Here is a 22049-nt window from a genome sequence, read left to right as displayed (position 1 = left end):
ACCAATGCAATTAGAACGAACAATCGATCATTCTGAATATGATGATCAATTACCGGATGATTCTTTTTTCGATGACATCAAAGATTTGGATCAAAGTATCGGGATGATACCGGTCGGTGAAACCGGTTTAACCTCTGATGAGAATTTAAGGTTGAACACCCTAAAACATCAGATCACTTCAACTACAGAAAATTTCCTGACGGATATTGGAGCTTATTTCAAAGAAGCTCAAGAGATACTCGCTAATCATCACAAAGGTTTTTTTAGGAAATTTATAGAAGATTGTGGGTACGGTCATGATAATGTTTACAAACTTATAAATCGTTACAATTTAGTTGTCCGCAATGCGGACAACTCAAATTACCTCGAATCCCTCCCAACTCGTGTTTTAACTGCTGCCGGAAGTAAAAAAGCTCCGGCACAATTAACTCAAGCAGTTCTTGCCGGTGAAGTGAGTACACTAAAAGAACTTGATGACTGGAAAAGAAAATACCGTGAACAAACACTTCGGGTGATAGAACTCAACAATGAATTAACAGCCAAAAACGAAGAGATTCAAGAACTTCAGGAATCAGGATCAACCACCGTAAAAGAGGTAGTTATCGAGATGCAAGACCCAAAAACACTTGCAGAATTGAAGATGGCAAATGATCTGCTCGACGACAAAGAAAATGCAATCAGGACATTATCTGAAAAAGTTAAGAAGAGCGAAAGCCAAATCGATAAACTGAATACAGAATTAAGCCGGTTAGAACCTCTTAAAAACAAAGCCGAAGAGATCGAGCGAATCAAAAAAGAGCTTGATAAGCGACAGGCTGAACTTAGAGTAATAAACCTTGACATGGATGTGTATAAAGCTCTTAGAGTAGCCCGTGAGACGCTTCACCGTGATATTCTCGTGCTCGCCACAATTACCCGAATCCCTGAAACAATAAGTGAAAACATGAAAAGTGAAATAAGGAATATTCACGAGAGTATGAAGAATTTCATGTTTGCCACTACCGAAAAGTTCAAACTAAATAAATAGGTGGGGACGATGGAAGCAAACATACAAAAACAAGAACCGACAACTGACATTCTTTCGATTATCTCAAGTGCTACTGATGAGCAACTAAAACAGTTAATTGAAACCGTGACCCGGGAAGCTGCAACCCGTGCTCTCATGCAGGTTAAAATACATGAAACAAAAATTCATGATATACAACAAGAGCTTGAAACAAGTACTGCTAAGATTGAACAGATGCAGAAAGCACAGGATGATTTTATTGAAAAGTCAAACTACTTCTATCAAATTCGCCAGAGTCAGGAATATGTAAATCTAACTAACCTTGGCAGAAAAATTATCCCGAATATCAGCAATATCAGAACTAAAAAGTTACTTCGGTGGGCAGGAATTCTACAGCAGAATGAGCATATCCCATACCAGAATTATTTACAGGGTAAAGAACCACTCGTGCAACAACAGAAAGGGGTAAACGGACATGGATATGAGTATCTGTACTATCTGTACCACGCTGAAAGAGCTTGGAAGCTTATAGACAGAAAGCTCAAAGAAGCCGGTTTACTGACAGGATTCAAAAGCATTAAAACAACAAGTGAACTGCATTCATTCATCGATAACTGGTGTGACATACAATGAAAACAAAATTTGAACCAATCGAGAAACAACTCCTCACTATGGAGGAAGCAGCAAATCTATTAAAAGTTTCCCGCAATACCTTTATGAAAAGGTTTGTAGAGACAAAAGAGATAAGAGTTGTATTCTTAGACGAACATCAGGATCACTTCCTTTTTTGGATCCGTGACATAGAAGACCTGATTAGCAAAAAAGCGAAGTACTGGACTCCAGAGGCTGCGAGGATATGGATCAAGAGGCATAAAACAATTTTACAAGATGATCCTGAGCCAGCCGGAATGTAGCTAAGAGGCTGGATAAAGTAAGTCCGGTGAAAATCCCGATAGACTCCCGGAGGATTAGTAGCCGGCAATTATTTGAAAAGTAAAGAGAAGTAAAAAACCAATTAAACCCAAAAACCAAGGAGCAAAAAATGGGCGCAGAAATAGAACGGATGGATGCAGATCGTTCAGATATGGTCGATACCATTTCACCGGCATACAATGTAGCAATTGCAGTAGCAGATTCAAGGTCAGTAGTAGAGAAGGCAATTACTAATTCGAAAGAATTGATTGTATTCGATAGTGATGATGTCGCACTCGCAAATCATCATCTTAAGATTCTGAACAAAGCGAACAAAGAGATCGAAGAAACACGGAAGAAATTTACCGAACCGCTCGAGACTCAAAAGAAACGCATCATCGCAGAATTCAAGTCAATCACTTCACTCGTTGACACAGAAATTTTACGGTTGAAGTCACAGTTGATGGAATTTGAAAAGCGTGAAAGGTTGAAAGCTCAAGAGGAACAAAGAGCTGCTCAAAAAGCACTTGAGGAAGAACAGGAAAGAAGAAGAGCTGAGGAAAGAAGCGAAATTGCAAGGAATGGATTCACAGCTCAAGACAGTCTGATTACACTTCCGCAAACAGGATTGGATTCTGCTGATTACAAAGTTGAAGTGGTACCAAGGAAACCGATTACAGGAGTTAATATTACCCGTAAGAAAACATGGTCGATAACTGACTTCAATCTGATACCCCGTGAATATCTTCAAGTCGATTCTGCTCGTATTGACAAACTTCGTGCCGAATTTGATTTTGAAACAACAAGCCAGCCCATCCCGGGGATCAAATTTGAATTCACTGAATCAGTAAGGGTTTAAAATGGAAAAGCTCATAATACGACCAAGTTCGATAGGCACCTTTCTGGATTGTAGCGCTAAATTCCGTTTTCAATCAATTGATAGGATCGCGGTACCAAAAGCCCTTGCACTGGCTTTTGGGTCTGCTATTCACAGACCTCTTGAAGTGAATTTCAAACAGAAAGTAAATACCCGTCAGGATCTTCCCACCGAACAAATGATAGATGAATTCTCTGCTGCATTTGAGGTAGAGACACAAGAAGTTGAGCCCACTGCATTTTTTGAAACCGACAAAGGTGAAACAAAAGATTTGGGAGTAAGAATGATATCTGTTTATCACAATACCATGAGTCCGAGGATTCAACCACTTCATACAGAGTTACGCTTTGAAGGAAAGCTCAATGATGGAGGGGAAACAGATTTAGAAGTGACACTAAGCGGTCAAATAGATCTTATTGATTCTTCTCATACACTCATTGATCATAAGACAACAAGCAGAACCCCCAGTTCAATTAGTGAAGGCTATGTATTGCAACAGACAAGTTACAAGCTACTGGCTGAGACGCATGGAATTGAAATTGTTGATAACCGGATAGACTACCTGATAAAGAAGAAACAACCCGAAATAAAAAGTTTCCGCGTTGAACCTCAAAAGCCTTTCCTGTTCAATATTCTCGCTGTCTTAATCCAGTCCGTGAAAAATGAGACCTATGTACCAAACCGTACAAGCATGCTTTGTAGTCGGAAATGGTGCTCGTTTTGGATGGTATGTGAGCAGAAATACGGCGGAAGAGTAAAAGACTAACACAATTCAAAAAAACCAATAAGGAATAAATCAATGAATCCAATTTCAAACCCCGGACAAATGATGGATCTTCAACCTGTGATAAGATCACAGGGGACAAGAGATAATGATAATGCTGCACTGGAGGTGTTTACGAACATCACAAACTTTGATAATGCTCAAAGAATAGCCAAAGCATTGGCAGCTTCGAATCTCATTCCAAAGGCTTACCAAGGTAACATCGCCAATGTACTTGTTGCACTTGAGATGGCTAACAGGTTAGGCGCCAGTGTTCCCATGATCATGCAAAATTTATTCGTGATTCAAGGGCGACCGAGTTGGAGTAGTCAGTTCATAATTGCCGCGATAAACAGTTGTGGAAGATTCTCATCCCTCAAATTTACGCTTATCGAAAAGGGGAAGAAAACAGTTACATATGTTCAATCATTTTATGATGAACAGACTCGTCAGAAATCAAGAAAAGAATACACATTCGAAATTGAGGATTGGGAATGTGTTGCATCAGCTGTAGAGAAATCATCCGGAACAATAGTTCAGGGTCCAGAAGTCTCTATAGAGATGGCTGTGCGAGAAGGTTGGTATAGCAAAGAAGGTAGCAAGTGGCAGACAATGCCCAAGGTGATGTTAAGGTATCGAGCCGCAGCATTCTTCGGGCGGTTCTATGCTCCTGATATTCTGATGGGAATGTCATCTACTGATGAAATTGAAGATGCTCAATTCACAGAGGTAAAACCGATGCCGGAGTTAGAGATTCCAAAAGTTTCAGAACCGGTTGTAATCGAAAATACCACCGAGGCTGAAATAGTATCTGTACCCACACCAATAGAGAGAACGGAACAAAAACTGTTGCTGGTTAAAACCGAATTGCCAGTCCCGGAAATAGGTACACCTGTTAATATGACAAAGGCAGAGGTCGAAGCGAAATTTGCGGAAGTGGCAACATCTAAAGTTCCCGTTAAAACGAATTCTATGCGCTCTACGGCTCAATCTCCTGTAGATGTGATAGATGATTCAGCATCAGGCAGTTTGTTCGATCCTGGGCAAGATAACGCTCCTGATTCAGATGAACCAAGCCTAGCTACACAGTTGATTTGGGATTTGCAAATGGCTGAAAATTTAAAAGATTTTCAACAACGGAAAAAAGGAATTGCCGAATCTTACAACACGCTAAGCAAGGCAGACAAAGATCGAGTTGCCGAGGAAGCAAACAGAATTAAAGCATCTTTTGAAGGAGGATCCGCAAATGAGTAAAAAGAACAAATTTTTCGATTTCAGTGATACCTCTGATAAAAAACCGGTAAAACGAGAATTGGAAGAAAGCCCGGAACTCAAAGAAATGGCCGAAAGAATAATTGCTTCACAGATGTTACTGATAGCTCCGGCACAGGTCGGTTACATGTTGGTTAGCCCCTACATAAGCAAAACAAATCCTTGCCGTGTTATGCTATGTAGTCAAGAACTTACCCATTTTTCAGGATTCAATTATCTGATCGAAGTTAGTATTGACATTTGGACAGCTCTTGATCCAGACTTGCGGGAAATTCTGGTTCATCATTTGTTGCTTCACATTTTACCCTTAATGAATGAGCGATCCGGGGATTATGATTTCAAGTTGCGCAAACCTGATTTTATTGCATTCAAAACAATCCTGAACAAATATGGTACAGACTGGAAAGATCAGATAAAACTAAGCTTGAGTTCACTTTATAATCTGACACCATTACAAGAAGACAGTTTTAAACTATAACACACACATATTGAATTCGCGTAAACCAGCCGGGAGGATATTTCTCCCGTACTCCTCCCGGCAAATTTTGGAAAGACCATGATTGAAACATATAGATTTTTTATTCCCGGAGATGCCATCCCTAAACAAGGTGATAAAAGCCATCTTATGAAGAACAAAGCCGGAGGAGCCTTTATCCATCATTATCAACCCAAGAAGATTGTAAATGAAGTTAAGAGCATTAAGACATTTATTTATAGCCAATTACCGACAGGATTTCAACTAATAGATACACCATTTGTTTACAGTCTGATGTTTATTTTCACACCTTTAAGAGGTATGCCAAAATATGCACTTGAAGATATCCGGATGGGTAAACTCTTGATAAAAGATACAAAACCAGACCTGGATAATCTTGAGAAAATGGTGATGGATGCTGCTGAAGGACTTGTATTCACCAACGATAGCAGAGCTTATCGCTGTGTGGATAAAGCAAAGGCATACGGAAGCAAACCTGGGATATTTTTTAAGGTTGAGACCAATCGTGTAGATGTTAAATATGACTACATCAATCTCAGATTACCGTGGCTTCTATCTGAATTTGGAGTGTATTAATATGCACACAAAAACAGGACTTAGCTACTTCCCATTTGACATTGATTTCTTTCAGGACGATAAAATACAACTAATCAGTGCTGAGTTTCAAACCAGAGGTGAGATAGTTATTATTCGATTGCTTTGTAAGATATATCAGCATGGTTATTACTACAAATGTACTGATGATGAGATAGCATTATTAGCTCGGAGTATCGGTGACGGAAGCAGAGCAAGCGATGTGAGAGAGATCATTTTGGCAGCGATTAAGCGTCGAATATTTGATCAATCTTTGTTCGAAAATTATCAGATTCTTACGAGTGCCGGCATCCAAAAAAGGTATGTGGAAGCCATCAGCAGAAGGAAGATTGTTGAGATGAAATCAGATTATTTACTCATAAATTTTCGAACAAATAAACCTCAAAATATCAGAATTGTTGATGACATTTTAGATGAAAATGCAAACATTGAAAGTGATTCAAGTGATGAAGATGTTAACATTTTAATTGAAAATGTTGACACGATGAATACAGACTGTAAACATTCAATTGACTCAAACACTGAAAATGATAACATTTTAAAACAAAGTAAAGTAAAGGAAAGTAAAGTAAAGGAAAGTAGAGTAAAGCATACTGGGGGAGATCCCCCAAAACCCCCGGGACAACCCCCAAAAACTAATTTCAACGAGAAACTTCTTGAGATATTCGCTGAAGAATTCGAAGAGAGCAGAGAGTTCCCATTTCCTCTGACTCACAAAAGACGAGATTCCCAACACATGAACAACATCTACCGGCAATACATGGTCCTGAAAAAAAGCCGGGGAGAGACCCCAAACACAGAACAGGTTTACGATGAAATGAGAATTCTATTTCGTGAAAGTATGAACCTGACGAGCGACAATTGGATTTACGACAACTTGAGTCCGTCAATCCTCGACAGTAAATTTTCAGTAATTTTAACCAAAATCAAAGAGCAAGGCAATGGAAAACGAACAAAAAAACAAGTTAGTTCAGAGCGAACCACAGAAATCGTTAATCATCACTTCCCGGAATGAATTTCACTTTGATTTAACAGCTATGGAAATTCGAGTAACGAACGGAAAAGTTCTCGTCCGCAGAGAAGCGAATGAACAAATTGAAAGATTGAAGCGAAACTTTGACATCGATGAGAGTTGGATTTTTGATTTCAGTGAGAGATTGAGAGCAAAAAAACTGTCTTACGATCAGTTGAAGCAGAGGGTTGATTTTGTTATTGACAACCACAGGTACCCAAAGATCACAATCGCGGATGTACTATCCGATGAGGACAATCGAGTGAAGCTTTACACCGGGGTTCAGATTGATGATTTGGTCAGGAAGAATCTTGCACTGCAAAAAGATTTCAGGGTTGTAAAAATCGAAAAGGGGATTACCTATTTCACTCATATCACGGAGATGAAAAAATATGATATTCCTGAACTGCCGGCGAAAGAATTCACAGCAAGTATTCAGCCGGTTTATCGTCCTGACATGAAAGCCAGTGAAGTGATTGCTTACAACCTTCGGGAAGGGATAAATGCGATCAACGAAGGACGAGAACCCAAAGTGATTGAAAATGTAAGGAGCTACCCAACATGGAACTGATTATCACAACCGGAGACTTGATTTATGCCGGAGCATTGGTTCTGTTTTTGATAATCGGAGTCTTGGCATACGCCCTTCTGAAGGTTAATTGCATTGACACTGATGACGAGCAGATTTATGAATTTGAAATTAAAAATAAAGCTCTTAGAGCGTCGATAAAAACGGGTAATGAAACTTTGGTCGAATCCGATATAAAAATCGATTCTCGCCCTGTTTCCCGTCGAAATTCGGGTATATCAGACCACACAAGCAAAAAAGCAATAAATCACAATTCAACAAGTAAAAGGAGGCTAAAATGGTAACTCTTTTCAATAATAATCCAAAAGAAAGTAACATCCTGATTGATCTTTTCTTTGTCGTTTTTCTTTGGGGCATAGCCCTTTCAATCATTGTCGCAATGATGTTTCTTGATGAAAAAGCAACAGCTCCAAAGATGTTTTTTGCATTTGGGTTCATGACCAATTTTGCCTTTCTTTGTGCTTGGTTTGCTACCCATAAATTTACGAGAAACTACAAGTTTATTCCAACTCAAAGTGATGTTTTCACATCCGATCAAACTCCACCGGAAGTGGGGAGTAAGGAGGATTCTTATGTAGAATTACCAAAAGAAAAAACTTAATAAATCAGCCGACTATTTTGCATTTGGGGCGGGTTAAGCGCCTGCCCCAAAATTACTTTTAGAATCAAAACCAATTGAGGAAATCCGGAATGGAAGACAGATTATACAAGCAAGATATGCAGACAATTCAGCAATACTTGAACAATCATCCCGAGTACAAAAAAGATTATAACATATTAGAAATTGACCCGAAACATCCTTTTGAACATCCATTAGGGACTTTGATTTATGCTCTCGCTCTCTTGATCAAAATCGACAAGGTAAACGAAAGTTTGAACGGAAGACTCTTGAAAACAACTAATCAAATCGGGTACTATTTCGAGGCAATTGACTTACTTTTTACGGCAAAAACTGAGGTGATCAATTGAATAACGAGACAACTTACAAATCCATTTTCGGCACATTCACCCGGCCCGTTGAAAATGATAATAAACCAAAAACATGTAAGGCATGTGGAAAAGCAATTGTATTTCTTCCAACTTCAAAAGGGAAGTACATCCCTGTAAATCTTGAATCTTATGGTGGTGAATCAGAATTCTATCCCGGGGTGCATGTTGCCCATTTTTCAGACTGTCCACAAGCGAAAGAATTTAGAAAGGTGAAAAAATGAGTTTCTCTAAAGTAACCAAAAAGGTCAAAATTTTTAACGACCGGCATAAGATATACGGTTTCAGAATGGAAGTTAGCCAGAACGGTTTCTTATACATAATCAATCTATATCACCAAGCAAGCGCAGACTCCGCCGAGTTCCTCTTATTGCAGCATTACGGTAGAAATAACACTTATTTGGTCGAGTTCAAGGAGGTTACTTTCCCTCTTCAATCAGCCTCGGTAATGAGTGATTTTTTCTATCACTCTCACAGCATTTTTGAAATAATCAGGAAAATGGAGGATGTGAAATAATGAGTAACGAAACACTTGGCTTTCTCATCTTACTTGGCATGGTTGTATCTATTGTAATGTTCATAGCGGGTTATGTACATGGTTGGAAACAATATATGATAGACATATCAGAGTGGAAAGAATATCCGGGACACACACCCGCCGCAAGACTTAGAAGAAGAACTCTAAAAAGAATTGATCCGACAAACAATGGAGCAAATAAATGAAACTGATATTCCTTGACTTTGATGGGGTGCTGGTCACGAACAGTTCTTTATTGATTTACAATACCTTTAAATCAATAGGATTTAGTCCTACATCATTATTCAGGTTGATAGATGGCGAGTCAATGAAAAATCTTAACGAACTGATTGATAAAACAAAAGCCAAGATCGTAATTACTTCACAGTGGAGAAGAACAATGTCTCTTGGTGAAATCAAAGGGGTACTTGTTATGGCGGGATTCAAGTACGGGGATATGATTCTCAATACCAACGATTTTTTTGCCGATGAGCGCGACCGGGGTGATGAAATAGCGAATTTCTTAGCTATTGATGAGCTGGAAAAGTTTATAATAATAGATGATAGCTGTGAAGTTTACTCCAGTGACCAAAGGGAAAGACTTGTTTGTCCCGATCCGGAAAAAGGGTTTACAAAGGCAGACATGGAAAAGGCGATTACAATATTGACTGGAGTCGATAAAAAATATTTCCGAAGAATTGGGATAAGATTCAGCAAACCATTTTGGGAAGTTGTTGTCTCAAACCACACAAATAAAAGTTTCCTATTAACAGATTCGAATCTGCAAGTAATTCATAAATGCACCAATAGAGGAGAGGCAATTTCCGTGCTAAAAAGAGAAAAAAAGAAAATTAATAAAATTGATTCGGAGTAAGAAATGAACATTAAAGGTATCGAGCGGCTCGAAAAACACATTACAGAACTCGAGGGGCAGAAAAGCAACTCTCTGCTAATGAAAAGCAAAATCAATATTCTAAGAAGATTAGCAACCAATTTGAAGGAAGCGGATCCAAAGGAACTACTCGAATGCTTTAACAACTTTTTTGGAGATTATCAACGATTGCCTCCTCAATTGACAAGTAATCTTGGGATTAAAGAAATAAAATCAGAAGCCCGGAATCTTTTGGAATCAGACAGATACCGGGAGATTCAAAAATCAAGAACACTAAAAGGAACGAAAAATGAAAGATGAAAACAAACTCGAAAACATATTATCGATGGTTCGGAACATTAAGTCGGAAGTTGACGAAATACAGAAACCCAAAACAGAAATCACACCCAATACCTTTCAGGATCATCGTGTGAACTTCTTTTTCGAAGGTATGAATCTGGTGGGTGATTCACTAAAAATCAGAAATGTAACATTAGAATGTGAAGATGAAAAGAAAGTGATTCTGACAATACAAGAAAACGGGATGGGTATAATCGTTCTGAATAAAGGAATAATTGACAATTCGTTAATCGCTGATGTTGTCGAATCAATAAAGTTAGTCGCAGGCAAGTATGAAATCGGAATAGAGGAGAAGGAGATATGAATAATGAGCAACCTATTTACGTTGTCTCAATTAAACAAGTGACAGAGGTTGAAGGTGAGAGTTCACCCCCACAGTTTGAAGATCTCCAAATATTTGCAGATCCTTTCCTTGTAGATTTTCTTTTGGCTGTATCGAGACGAAATCATAGGCATGGAGTCAAAGCATTCGCATCACCGCATGAAGGATATGGAATTATCGCGGAGGAAGTATTTGAATTGATCAAAGCTATCAGGAACAATCACTCTGAGGGCAGAAGTAGTGAGGCCATGGATGTTGCAGTTGCAGCTTACCATTTATATAAATCCGAAAAATTGGGTTATACCCGGATTGAACCGGAGCAAGAACCTGATATTCTATTTCAACTTGTGATGCTACAGACAAAAGGGACAAAAGAATTCAAACTTGCAAGTAAGGTAATCAAAGAAGCAAGCAAGTATTGTGATAACTCATTAAAATTTTAAGTCTGAAGTTCCATTTACGACACAAAACAAATAATCAATTAACATTACAATTCATAAACTAACGAGCAAAAATAACAATGAGAGTAATAATCCTTAACACCATGCTTTTTAATCAGGAAGGCCAGTACGAAGTAAAATCGTTATCCAAACACGATATGATCGAACGGATAAAGGAAGCAGCACAGAATCAAACCTTAAGGAGTTATATCGGTTATCCCGATGTCTGCAAGTATGTCGAAAAACACTCCGGGGTTAAAATTCGAATTAATAAAAAGGCTGTCAGTTATCAGGAAGGAGATCAAATTCTGGTATTGAAGAAGAAATATATCGAAGGGCGATTCTTTAGATTGGGGGAAAATCTTCAGGAAAACGATTACGAATTTATGGAAGTAAGTTTTAAGGCTAAACAAAAGCAGATGGCATGATGGAGATTGAAAAGCAAGGATATATCTATGGAATTCCGGTGCTCATAAAACTCTCAACCTACGATCAACCCGAGGTTCGGGGCAGAAACATATTTTGGGACTGTATTCTGGCTGTAACGATTTGGATTGCTTCCAATATATTTTCATTTAGATCAATCCCAATAATTGAAGAAGAGAATAGTTAAATGTTAACAAAGTTGTCGCTCATAAATACTATAAACAAATAGTAATTACGAGAATATTAAAAAATTATTGAAAGCGAAATTGTTCATGTTAAAATTTATTATCGATAAAGCAAAAAACATCGATCCTGAAATTACTGTCATAGCTCGTAGAGACGGTAAACCGATGAAAGAAAGTACTTTGTACTTAGTGGTCAACTTGTCAAAATCACACGGTTCAGAGTCTTATTCAGTGTTACAAAAACACGGTTATCATATCCCGGAAGTTGAGTCATTTCTAAAAGAAAAAAATCAGGAACTCGGAAAAGTTAAGAAAGTTACTCTTCCCGGATCTTTACTTAAGGATAAAACATACTATCAGTTGACCTTCAAACTACAGTTACCGAATAAGGATACTCAAGCACTCGAGGAGAGAGAAGTAAAAGGAGAATTTTATGTGAATGAGAAGATTTATTCGTTTACTCACAACAAATACATCTATAACATCACATATCTCCAACTCCAGACAATGGAGGAGTTTTGGGTCAGCGAGCACAATATCGTTAAATATGAGAAAATTAAACACGATGGTGAATAAATCAACACTTGCATCAGCTCTTAAATCGGGCAACTGGGAGGGGTTTCGAGATCAACTATTTAGTAAGTATGGTTCATTTTCTCAAAAAGAGATTGTACAAACAATTGCTCGAGGTCTAGAGATTAATATTCCTCGCGCAATGAATGGTTACTCTGAAATGCAAAAAAGAAATTTGTTTCATGTGAACCCCTACACCGGACTTTTTTATGTAGTCGCACCATTTTAAGAAAAGGACAAAAAAATGACAACATTAGCAACTTTAATCCTTTTATTTCTCTCCGGGCTTTTCACCGGCGAACAGGAAACCATCAAACGCGGACACTTAAAAACTTGGTTTCCACAACTTCTCGAAGGACCAAATCATTGGTTTGTTTCATGGTGGAATGCATCAGCCAAAGAATATCAGAATCCCTTCTACAACAAACTTGCACATGGAGTATTAAGTATCTTGAGAGACGGGTGGCATTTTTGTAAAAGCATGAGTCTTGTATTTATTTCGATAGCTCTGTCAATCAACCTCGATATGATTAATTTTATCACTTCAGGTTTTTTCACGTCAGACCCAGTTTCCTACTGGCTCTCTATTCCGGGTAGTATAGTTTGTTATTATTCCATTCTTTCACTTGGCTTCGAGATTAGTTACTCAAAATAATACAATGCCACGAACAGATAACAAGGGCAGAACAGATAGAACTGCGAAAAACGGACATCGGAAGAAAAATTTAACCACCGAGAAAACAAATGCTTTTGAGTTTTACTATGCTCTAGGGGATAATCGAACTTTAGAACAAGTTGCAAGCCGCTTCAATCGAACTTACAGAACCATCGTTAATTGGTGCCAAAAAGAAGATTGGCTCGGAAAGATACATGCACGGGAAAAATCAATAGCAAAAAAGCTCGATGCGAAAGTTGAAAATCGCATTGTTAATATGAAGGCAAGAGCAATACGAAAAATCGACAGCTATTTGAAAACTGCTGATGAAATATTGCAGACAATATATGAAATTGATCCGGTGACGGGGAAGAAAAAAATTAACATCAAAATTGAATGTGCGAGGGATTTTGAAAGAACTGTTTTAAGTGTTGAGAAACTGTACAGCCTCCGTTTAAAACTTCAGGGAGAAAAAGAGGTTGAGACGGGTGGTGTTAATATCATCATAATGCAGAATAATCAGGAAATAAAGATTTCTCCTACTCCTGAAGAAGTTGAGTATGAGACTGTGACGGGAGAGAATGAGTCGGGAAATTGAAATTATAAATCCTTTTGTTCCAAAGTTTTTCCCTCTGCTTCAGAACAAAAAGAGAAATTTGGTAATGATGGGAGGAGGTGGTTCCGGGAAAAGCCATTTTGCAGCACAAAAAATTTTAATTAGAGCATTAAATGAAAAACCGGTAGATGAAAAAGTTCACAGGTTCTTGATTGTAAGGAAAGTTGCCAAAACTTTAAGAAATACAGTTTATGAAACCATAAAAGTTAAAGCGCGGGAATTACAAATTTACAATTACTTCCGATTCATTGACAGCTTAATGGAGGTCAGATGCGGAAATGGGAATAAGTTGATTCTTTCCGGATTAGATGATGTTGAAAAAATCAAATCAATTGAGGGTATTACAGGCATTTGGATTGAAGAAGCAACAGAATTAACCCGGGGTGACTTTTTACAGTTAAACACCCGCCTAAGGGGGAAGACACCCTACTACAAACAAATTATCACGACTTTCAACCCCATCAACCCCTTTCATTGGTTAAAAGATTATTTCTTTGACAACATAACTTCAGATCGACAGAAGAGGACAACTACAGTTCGTAGTAATCACCTTGACAATCCTTTCCTCGATGATGAGTATCGGCAAGAACTTCAATCCTACAAAGATATTGATCACAATTTCTATACGGTTTACACTCTTGGAAATTGGGGAAGTGCCAAAGGAATAATATACGATCCATTTCCAACAGACATTTCATATCCTAAAAATTTCGATGAGGTGATATTTGGAATGGATTTTGGCTATAACAACCCCACGGCGTTAGTACAGATTGGTATAAAAGACCAGGTCTGTTATCTTCGCGAATTACTGTATGAATCGAAGCTCACAAATTCTGATATAGTTGCAAGGCTTGAGACTCTTAAAATACCAAAATATGCTGACATATACGGAGACCCGGCGGAACCGGACAAGATAGAAGATATATCTCGGGCAGGTTATAATATTAAACCCGCAATCAAAAATGTTAAAGAGGGCATTAATTTTGTCAAAAGATTAAAATTGATATCGAATAATTCAAATATTAACATTAATAAAGAAGTAAACACTTATAAATGGAAAGAGGATAAAGATGAGAGACTCTTGGAAGAACCTGTAAAACTTTACGACCATACTATGGATGCTATAAGGTACGCTCTATTTACTCATCTGAAAGATCGAGTTAGTGAAAGGAACCTTAAAAGTTTCGATAAATCCCTGAATGAACAAACTATTAAAATTTACTGTGAGTCTTACATGGAACTAAAGTACAAATACATTCAAAATCAACTCCCCGAAAATGAATATCTGCCAATTATTCAAGAAGAACTCTCGTTATCAAGAGATGATTTTCAAAAGATAAAATCGTACGCAAAAGAATTTTACAACTATTAAGTAAGGATTGAAGTGAAAATCTATCAAAACGAAATAACTGAACTAACAGATGAGCAATGGACGAGTATCTCAATCTCTTATTTCACAATCTTAGCAGATTTCAGGCAACGCCAGTTTCCTCCACTTGAAAAGAATTTTATTCAGGCATTTAAAGAGCAATTTCAGATAGAATTAAACGAAGAAGAATTTATAGAAATCAAGGATTTTGCCGAGAATTATTACTCAAGTGCCGTTCAAGACCGTGTTTCATCAGATCTAATTAATGGTCATCGGTTAGATATTTAGAGATCGACCACTAAGAAATGTCAGCACTTTCAAATGCGGTACGCCTCATAATTACCAAATTTTAAATAAAATCCCTTGAAGTAGTGGAAAATCGAAAAAGACGACACAAATAATCAGACTGATTCAAATTAGTTTCAGGTTTCGAAAAATAAGTGAAAACAATGGACGAAAAACACAAACTTAACCCTAATTTAGAGAGTGAGACAATTAACATCACTCCTGTTAATACCGCAGATGATAGCACAGGTCGAGACTTTGTCGCCGCCAAGATGATTGATTTACAAGAACAGGCCAGATTAGCTAAGGATTTAAATGATGAATTACTGGCATGGGTTCAAGAGATTGAGGGAGATACATACGACAACGCTGGTAATCACACTTTTTACAATTATGAGACCAGAGGTCTGTCCTATCAACAACTGCGAAGGTTAGGAGAGTCTGAACCAGCGTTACTCATTAAGAATAAGCGAAGACTGGATTTTGTGCAGTGGTCGAATGCTCCGGCTGAGGGTCTCGTGAACAGAGGGGCAAAGTTGATATTTAGCAATCCATTCTATCAGCCGAGTGAGCAGGAAAAGAGCGTATTGGATGAATGGACGATCAAAATAGTAAACAATTTATTCTATCCCGCGAATGAAACCGTTCCAAATTTTGGGCGATTCTTAGGCGCAGCTTATGCAGATTTCTTTGATCTTGATGATATTACTATTGAAATAAGAACCAACGGACTTGGAAAGGTTGTAGGAGTTCACCTGCAAGACCCGATCTTATTTAAGCCGGTCATTAAAAAGCCCAAGTACAAAGGCGGAATTAAGTATGAAGATATTGACGAACTAATTCACTTACTGGGAAAACAGCCGGAAGAGCAGAATGAAGCTGAACCCGATTATCTTCTGGTTTACAGAGATCAACTAATTGCAGGACTCGATTCAAACCGTCTTAGAAAGTCGCATTTCTTCACAAAAACTGACTTTAGAACCGCGCAACGGGGAAATAGCATAGTCGAACAGGGGTGGAGATTAGTTGTTAATATCGTTAATGCAATGCAGGTCAATGCTAGTATCTTCAACAACAGTCGATTACCACCCGGACTTCTCGCATTTACAGGGGGAGGGGTGAACAATCTCGCATTAGAAAAACTCAAGAAAATCTTCTAAGCTTATCTGTCAGGAGCAAACAATCAAAATAGATTTCCAACAATAGCCCTAAACAATGAAAAAAGTGATGTGAAATGGATCGGTATGAGAGGCAACTCGAAAGATTTAGAGTATCATCAGTACATGACATTGTTGTTTAGTATGTTTTGCGGGCTCTCTGGAACCGATCCTCGTGAACTTTCGCTCGGCAGTTATGGGGATGCAGTTTCAAAAAGTAGCTTATTCCAGGAGAGCACGGACGGGATTATAAAAGAATCCCGAGATATGGGAGCAAAGATCTTTCTAAAACACATGCAGGACACCTTAAACAGCCCAAATAAAGAAGGGTTGAACATCTTTCAAGAGATAACCGGTATGGATGTAAAACTTGAGTTTACCGGGTTCGAGATAGAAGATAAAGACAAGAGGCATGAGCTCACAAATAAAGAATTAGCCACTGTAAAAAGCATTAACGATGTATTAGCAGAAAATGATATTGCACCACAAAAGTACACAATTGGAGATGTCAATATCTATGATCTAAAAGGGATTAACAACCCTAATATATTCAATGCAGTTATGAGCGATCTAAACCAAAGACGACAGGAAGAGCAACAAGCACAACAGCAAGAGTTACAAGCTGCACAATCAGCGCAACAATCCCCTCCGGGAATAACACCATCAGGTTCAGAAATTCCACCACAAACAGAACAGATTCCACCAGACGCACAGGGATCAGCAACGCAGGGAGATGAAACTTCACAGGCAGAATATCCGCCAGATAATCAAACAGATGAACAGTTGACACCGGAGGAAATTGAATTTATTAAGAAGCACCAAGCCCAAGGTGCAGAAGTTGATCCCGAAATTTTAAAAGAACTTCAAAAAATCAAGTAAGGAAAAAGCCATGCTAATCAAATTATTCGGATATGAATTTATCTCAACAGAATCAAAACCAAAGGAACAACCACAGCAAAACACCTATTACCAAAATTGTGTGATAAAAGAACCCGTTCCGGTTTACATTCAAGTTCCGGTAAAACAAGAACCAAAACTTAACATGCCGGAATTAATAAAATTTGTGGCAAAAAGAACAGGAATTCTCGAAGAGTGGGTTGAAAGGGTCATCGAAACTGCCTCATTGTATCATAAAGAGAATGAAAAATGATTCATACGCTCGATGGCAAAATACAGAGTCTGAAAGAATTGGCATTCATCGAGAGGATGTTATATAATTTATTCAACCCGGATAAATTCTATAATGATCTTGCTGATTATATGGCGATTCAAGTTGATTGGGAAACCAAAGATTATGTTGGATATTCAGAAGCGAAAGCCATAGATGAATTCACCAGACAGTATTTTGAGAACAAGCTCCCGGAGGCAAATATTTGGCTGACAAGAGCTTATATATTTGGTCGTGTTTTGGCAGACTACGAACTAAATCCACTTGATAATCTCCCTAAAATCGATTTAGTCAAGGATATTCCATCAGATTTAATAGAGACAGGAAAGCGTTTTGGATTGTCCTCTGCTGAAGTAAGAGCACTTAAGTTCGCTAAAGAAAAAGCAGGTATTAATATAACGAACACAACCGAGGAAACGATCAAGCAAGTCAGGAAAGCTATCTCAGGTTGTATTCAGAGCCGTGAAGGTGTCTCAGGTGCCCTTAAACGGATCAATGAAGTGTTGTTTAAGGATGTTGGTGAATTAAATCGTGATTGGGTTCGAGTTGCTGTATATGAGACAAACAAAGCGTATAGTGATGGATATATATCTCGAATGCCAGATGAAACATGGGTGATGGGTTTAAGTATGCCAGACGCATGCCCTGATTGTGTAGAATTGATCGATAAAAAGCTCTATCAAGTAACAAAGTCTCCCGGGGTTGAATACTCTACACTCACCGGAGCAGAACGAGCAGAAGAGGAAAAGAAGTGGGAGAACAAGATATGGGAAGGTAAAAGCAATTTCGGGCGAAGCACAGCTAAAAGAAAACGACTTAGTACAGTTTTTACAGGTGGAAAAAGCACTTTGGTCGACAGAGAACATAATGAGCGGGCAATGCCTGTAATTCCACTTCATCCAAATTGTCGATGCAGATGGATTAAATTTAATCCTAATATGCAGTACATTGATTCAAAAACCGGTGAGGTTAAGTTTATCTTTGAAGACCGTGAAGCACATCAAAAGTTTTATGAAGAAGAAATAATGGGCAGGTGATGGAAGATCAAATTTTACTTTATGTGCTCCCAAATTTTGAAACCGGTGGGTATAATTCAGCATATACGGATGGATTGAGTATTTATATCTACGATGATCAAAACGGATTGATCGAGGAGCGCCCTCTCAATAATGTGTTACGCAAGGGGATTAACACCAAATTTGGTAAAATTCACACCTACACAGCTGACACAGTTTATTTTGAAAACGGAAACCGGGCAGGTAGAAAAATATTATCTCAATACTTCGTTAAGTCTCTGCAATATGAGAACAACAGCCAAGCTGACCTTAAAAAAGGATTTGGTTTCAAGATTCCTAAATTATTTGGGAAGAAACCACAATCAACAGCTCAAAAACCATCAATTGATTCGCAAACAGTTATCAATAACCCTCCTGTTGAAAACAAGCCTACAGAGGCTCCAAAAGCGTCTATAAAGGGACAGGAAAGACCTGGGCATAAATATATTCGGAGACAAGCAGACCCAAAGAACCCGGGTAAATATCTATACTTTTATCAGGAGGATATCGATGCTGAAAATCGTCAAAACAAGTATTTTGATGAAGATCATAAAGAAGTAAAATCTCCTGTTTATGATTCTAAATTTCATGATAACCAGTACAAAAATAGAGAAGGATGGAATCCAAAAGAAGAAAAATTCGGAGAAAAGTTAGACCGCATCTTATTCAAACAAGGCAAGAACTATGAATATGATTTAGGTGAAGGACGGAAATTAGTCGCTAAGCACAATCAAACTCAACCCGAAGATATTCGGTATTTTGACTCGGAGAATGAAGAGAACTTTATTACAGATTCTGATTATGCAGTTGAGAATGCGGAAAAAGATGTTAATTGGATGCAAACCCCTGAAGAGATTCTTCTTAATCAAATAAACGATAAACATGGGAAGCAAAAAGGTTTACTTGTTTACAATAAGGCAACAAAAAGGCATAGATTTGTTCACGGGGATGATGATCCAAAGACTGAAGCTGGACAATGGGCTCTGAAATCTTACGATTATTACAATTCAAGAAAGCCTGGTGTTGCTAATTCAAAATCATCTCAAGAAGAACCGGATTTATTTAGCGACATATCTGAACCGGTAATATCTAACCAAAATGAATCAAAAACTAAAGGGAAGGGATTAACAATTGATGAATCGATAGATACGATACAGGCAAACACTCACAGGATAGGTGACAGAATTGAAGTTGGTGGTAAATCAGGGGTTATAGAAGATATGACCGGTAAAATCGCCATTCTAAAAGACCCGAGTGGTAAAAGACACCTCGTTAAGATAATTGGAAATCAAGACACGAATAAATTATATCCGGAAAACAAGAAGACATACACACCGGAGGCATATAAGAATTGGCAACAGCAGCAGGAATTAAAGCGAAAAGAACTGTCTTTCAAATTAAAGCAGAGCATGAAAGAAGAAAACGCTCGAAAGATAGCCGGTGAGCGGGAAATGAAAAGGGCAAAATTAGAAGCAGAAAGACAGGTAAAGAATCAACAGCGAGAAGCAGAGAAACAAACCAAAGTTCAAGAAAAGGCAGAACAGAAAAAGCGGAAAGAACTCGGTGTTTTAATCAGTCGCTTTGAGGAAGAGGGTTTACCGGTTCCTGAAGCTCTCGAACGGTACCGAACTACGACAGACCCAGCCAGAAGCATGGTAGACTTATTAAACAGCATTGAGGGTTTAACTGAGGAGCAAAAACAACAAGCTCTTAATCTAAGCGGAAAACAACCTGAACAAGTACAAGCCAGGGAAACATCTTCTCCGGGAAGTACACGATCACGGAGGACAAAAAAACAGAAGATCTCTGAAGCAGAGCGCCAACGATTATTGGCGGAACAAGATGCACATTTAACCGAGCAGCGAGCTAAATCTGCGAAAATACAAGCTACTCCAGAATATCAGAAATTTAAGTCACTTGCCGAATCTGAAGGTTTCAAGATTAATTTGAATCCATACATTGCGGTAAAGACAGCTAATGTTGAATCATTTGAGTTTGAGTTTACACGAGAATATGATATAAATTCCGGTGTTTGGAAAAATCGTATAGCGAACGGTCCTTACAGAGAAGTTCAGATCGAAGATGGGTTGAGTTATCCAATTGACGATATTCGAGACAACAAAGTGTATTTCACGCAAACGATAGATGATCCCTTTAATGGTATTCAAACAGTCAGCTCATCGGTTCCTATTGAAGATTTAAAAAAGCGGAATGGGAGTAGAATATTTGAAAAAACTCAAGATAGCAAAGGCATTGTTTCAAACCGCCCAATGAGTGTGGTGCTCTTCAGTGATAATATTAAAGAATATGGACAATGGGAAATAGTTGAATTAGAAGATGTAATTGCGAGTCACGATCTTTCAGGTGCTAAAAATCCGAGTTACACTATTGTCGGGGCACAAAATAGAAATCGATCAGGGAGCGAAGACGGGAAAAATATTACACATAGTCAGGCTAATATTTTGAACCGAGCTCTGAATATGGACTTTGATTTTCTATCGCCCTCTCACATGACAGCTTGGGATGGGGCGCCCATCGTTGACCCCGATTATGAAGTAATTGGCGGTAACGGACGATATTTAAGCATTGCTATGCACGCTATTGAGCAAAACCGTAATGAATATAAAGAAGGGTTGAAAAAATCAGCAGACTTTTTAGGATTCAATCCAGATGAAATCGACAAGATGAAACACCCTATAGCAGTTAGACGATTGTTCGTTGATAAGCAAAGAGCTGAATACTTGGGTCCTAAATCTAATCAGCCAAAAACAGAGGCGGAGACACCGGAAGAGGAAGCAATAAGATACGCTTCAACCACCCCTGCAGAAACTAAAAAACTTGTTTCTTCAAATCTAAAAGGTACTGTGCTTCGACTTAGTGAAAAATTGAAAAATGCGAAGAGTGACAGGGAAAGAGATGAGTTGATGCCGACAACCCGGAATATATTGAGTTCACCAGCAGGATATGAGATAATATCAAGATTGCTTAAAGATGGAGTGATACAACAAGAACAGCTTGCAAATTTTTACAATACTAAAACTAAGACTCTCAACAGAGATCATAAAGGGAGAGTTGAAAACATTTTGACGCATATGTACTTACCTAAAATTCGTCACTCCTGGGCTGATTTACCGGATGCTGTACAGGAGGGGATCACTCCGGCAATCGCTGCTTTATTTAGTATCGAGGACACTAAATATTCACTCTCTGAAGACTTGGGAGAGGCTCTAAAATTGGTTTCAGACTATCAAATAAACAAAGCGAATGGAAGCCAAGATCACCCGCTTACTTATGCCAGAATGAAAGAATCGGGGGATATATTCGAACAAACTGAAGGGACTTCGTTAGATCCAAATGTTAGAAACTTGTTTCTCTCGATAGCTGACGATACGGCTACAGGGATTAAATCGAAGTTGATGAATTATGCAGGAGCAGTAAATCAGTTAGAAGAAGAAGGTGAGAGCATATTGGGTATGGAATCAACCGGTGATAAGAACAGCATAATTTCAGATATTTTTGAAATACCAGACTACGAGTCATAG

General features: G+C 38.3%; 30 protein-coding genes. All 30 read left to right on the top strand.

All coding sequences use genetic code 11. The features are described 5' to 3' along the window. Positions 1–4 precede the first annotated feature (4 nt). The 30 genes from LCH52_08490 to LCH52_08345 all read left to right on the top strand — a co-directional run bounded on the left by LCH52_08490 (position 5) and on the right by LCH52_08345 (position 22049). Positions 5–1027 carry a hypothetical protein gene (locus LCH52_08490; protein MCA0388519.1) on the top strand — a complete coding sequence of 341 codons (1023 nt, stop codon included), beginning with the start codon at positions 5–7 and terminating at the stop codon, positions 1025–1027. A 9-nt stretch (positions 1028–1036) separates the two neighbouring features. Beyond that, entirely contained in the window at positions 1037–1639 is a 603-nt protein-coding gene (locus tag LCH52_08485) for a hypothetical protein (GenBank protein MCA0388518.1), read from the top strand. Then, complete coding sequence (locus LCH52_08480; GenBank protein ID MCA0388517.1) at positions 1636–1920, top strand: helix-turn-helix domain-containing protein; 285 nt, start codon at positions 1636–1638, stop codon at positions 1918–1920. Before LCH52_08485 ends, LCH52_08480 begins: the two co-directional genes overlap by 4 nt. A gap of 128 nt (positions 1921–2048) precedes the next feature. Beyond that, positions 2049–2777, top strand: a complete 729-nt coding sequence (locus LCH52_08475) for a hypothetical protein (GenBank protein ID MCA0388516.1) — start codon at positions 2049–2051, stop codon at positions 2775–2777. 1 nt (position 2778) lies between these two features. After that, positions 2779–3561 carry a PD-(D/E)XK nuclease family protein gene (locus LCH52_08470; protein ID MCA0388515.1) on the top strand — a complete coding sequence of 261 codons (783 nt, stop codon included), beginning with the start codon at positions 2779–2781 and terminating at the stop codon, positions 3559–3561. Positions 3562–3594: 33 nt separating this feature from the next. Continuing rightward, complete coding sequence (locus tag LCH52_08465) at positions 3595–4812, top strand: hypothetical protein (protein MCA0388514.1); 1218 nt, start codon at positions 3595–3597, stop codon at positions 4810–4812. After that, positions 4805–5308, top strand: coding sequence for a hypothetical protein (locus LCH52_08460; GenBank protein ID MCA0388513.1), 504 nt, complete (start codon positions 4805–4807; stop codon positions 5306–5308). Before LCH52_08465 ends, LCH52_08460 begins: the two co-directional genes overlap by 8 nt. A gap of 78 nt (positions 5309–5386) precedes the next feature. After that, positions 5387–5902: a RusA family crossover junction endodeoxyribonuclease gene (locus LCH52_08455; GenBank protein MCA0388512.1), complete on the top strand. Its 516-nt coding sequence runs from the start codon at positions 5387–5389 to the stop codon at positions 5900–5902. A gap of 1 nt (position 5903) precedes the next feature. Continuing rightward, a complete protein-coding gene (locus LCH52_08450) occupies positions 5904–6935 on the top strand; it encodes a DUF4373 domain-containing protein (GenBank protein ID MCA0388511.1) in 1032 nt (343 codons plus the stop codon). Then, on the top strand, positions 6862–7503 hold the full coding sequence (locus LCH52_08445) for a hypothetical protein (protein ID MCA0388510.1): 642 nt from the start codon (positions 6862–6864) through the stop codon (positions 7501–7503). The genes LCH52_08450 and LCH52_08445 overlap by 74 nt, the downstream gene beginning before the upstream one ends. Further along, positions 7494–7805: a hypothetical protein gene (locus tag LCH52_08440; GenBank protein MCA0388509.1), complete on the top strand. Its 312-nt coding sequence runs from the start codon at positions 7494–7496 to the stop codon at positions 7803–7805. Before LCH52_08445 ends, LCH52_08440 begins: the two co-directional genes overlap by 10 nt. Next, positions 7799–8122: a hypothetical protein gene (locus LCH52_08435; protein ID MCA0388508.1), complete on the top strand. Its 324-nt coding sequence runs from the start codon at positions 7799–7801 to the stop codon at positions 8120–8122. Before LCH52_08440 ends, LCH52_08435 begins: the two co-directional genes overlap by 7 nt. Positions 8123–8211: 89 nt before the next feature. Continuing rightward, entirely contained in the window at positions 8212–8490 is a 279-nt protein-coding gene (locus LCH52_08430; GenBank protein MCA0388507.1) for a hypothetical protein, read from the top strand. Next, positions 8487–8732, top strand: coding sequence for a hypothetical protein (locus LCH52_08425; GenBank protein MCA0388506.1), 246 nt, complete (start codon positions 8487–8489; stop codon positions 8730–8732). The genes LCH52_08430 and LCH52_08425 overlap by 4 nt, the downstream gene beginning before the upstream one ends. Positions 8733–9227: 495 nt before the next feature. After that, positions 9228–9899 (top strand): hypothetical protein, encoded by a 672-nt coding sequence (locus LCH52_08420; GenBank protein MCA0388505.1) that lies wholly within the window; start codon positions 9228–9230, stop codon positions 9897–9899. A gap of 3 nt (positions 9900–9902) precedes the next feature. Beyond that, a complete protein-coding gene (locus LCH52_08415; protein MCA0388504.1) occupies positions 9903–10217 on the top strand; it encodes a hypothetical protein in 315 nt (104 codons plus the stop codon). Then, a complete protein-coding gene (locus LCH52_08410; GenBank protein MCA0388503.1) occupies positions 10207–10560 on the top strand; it encodes a hypothetical protein in 354 nt (117 codons plus the stop codon). The genes LCH52_08415 and LCH52_08410 overlap by 11 nt, the downstream gene beginning before the upstream one ends. After that, positions 10557–11021, top strand: a complete 465-nt coding sequence (locus tag LCH52_08405; GenBank protein MCA0388502.1) for a hypothetical protein — start codon at positions 10557–10559, stop codon at positions 11019–11021. The genes LCH52_08410 and LCH52_08405 overlap by 4 nt, the downstream gene beginning before the upstream one ends. Before the next feature lie 77 nt (positions 11022–11098). Beyond that, positions 11099–11446 carry a DUF1874 domain-containing protein gene (locus LCH52_08400; protein MCA0388501.1) on the top strand — a complete coding sequence of 116 codons (348 nt, stop codon included), beginning with the start codon at positions 11099–11101 and terminating at the stop codon, positions 11444–11446. Next, positions 11443–11631, top strand: coding sequence for a hypothetical protein (locus LCH52_08395; GenBank protein ID MCA0388500.1), 189 nt, complete (start codon positions 11443–11445; stop codon positions 11629–11631). The genes LCH52_08400 and LCH52_08395 overlap by 4 nt, the downstream gene beginning before the upstream one ends. 85 nt (positions 11632–11716) lie before the next feature. Further along, positions 11717–12205 (top strand): hypothetical protein, encoded by a 489-nt coding sequence (locus LCH52_08390; GenBank protein MCA0388499.1) that lies wholly within the window; start codon positions 11717–11719, stop codon positions 12203–12205. 241 nt (positions 12206–12446) lie between these two features. Next, on the top strand, positions 12447–12857 hold the full coding sequence (locus tag LCH52_08385; GenBank protein MCA0388498.1) for a hypothetical protein: 411 nt from the start codon (positions 12447–12449) through the stop codon (positions 12855–12857). Between the two features lie 4 nt (positions 12858–12861). After that, on the top strand, positions 12862–13455 hold the full coding sequence (locus LCH52_08380; protein ID MCA0388497.1) for a hypothetical protein: 594 nt from the start codon (positions 12862–12864) through the stop codon (positions 13453–13455). Next, positions 13439–14845: a PBSX family phage terminase large subunit gene (locus LCH52_08375; GenBank protein MCA0388496.1), complete on the top strand. Its 1407-nt coding sequence runs from the start codon at positions 13439–13441 to the stop codon at positions 14843–14845. Before LCH52_08380 ends, LCH52_08375 begins: the two co-directional genes overlap by 17 nt. Before the next feature lie 12 nt (positions 14846–14857). After that, entirely contained in the window at positions 14858–15130 is a 273-nt protein-coding gene (locus LCH52_08370) for a hypothetical protein (protein MCA0388495.1), read from the top strand. A 161-nt stretch (positions 15131–15291) separates the two neighbouring features. After that, positions 15292–16287, top strand: coding sequence for a hypothetical protein (locus tag LCH52_08365; GenBank protein ID MCA0388494.1), 996 nt, complete (start codon positions 15292–15294; stop codon positions 16285–16287). 84 nt (positions 16288–16371) lie between these two features. Next, positions 16372–17163 carry a hypothetical protein gene (locus tag LCH52_08360; protein ID MCA0388493.1) on the top strand — a complete coding sequence of 264 codons (792 nt, stop codon included), beginning with the start codon at positions 16372–16374 and terminating at the stop codon, positions 17161–17163. 10 nt (positions 17164–17173) lie between these two features. Further along, positions 17174–17434 (top strand): hypothetical protein, encoded by a 261-nt coding sequence (locus LCH52_08355; protein MCA0388492.1) that lies wholly within the window; start codon positions 17174–17176, stop codon positions 17432–17434. Further along, the gene (locus LCH52_08350) at positions 17431–18489 is read left to right on the top strand and encodes a hypothetical protein (GenBank protein MCA0388491.1); all 1059 of its coding nucleotides are present in this window, start codon (positions 17431–17433) and stop codon (positions 18487–18489) included. The genes LCH52_08355 and LCH52_08350 overlap by 4 nt, the downstream gene beginning before the upstream one ends. After that, positions 18489–22049, top strand: a complete 3561-nt coding sequence (locus LCH52_08345; protein MCA0388490.1) for a hypothetical protein — start codon at positions 18489–18491, stop codon at positions 22047–22049. Before LCH52_08350 ends, LCH52_08345 begins: the two co-directional genes overlap by 1 nt.

It is taken from the genome of Bacteroidota bacterium (assembly GCA_020161395.1).
Lineage (GTDB): Bacteria > Bacteroidota > Ignavibacteria > Ignavibacteriales > Ignavibacteriaceae > UTCHB3.
Note: the sequence above shows the minus strand (reverse complement) of the source record. Positions and strands in the feature narration are given on the sequence as shown.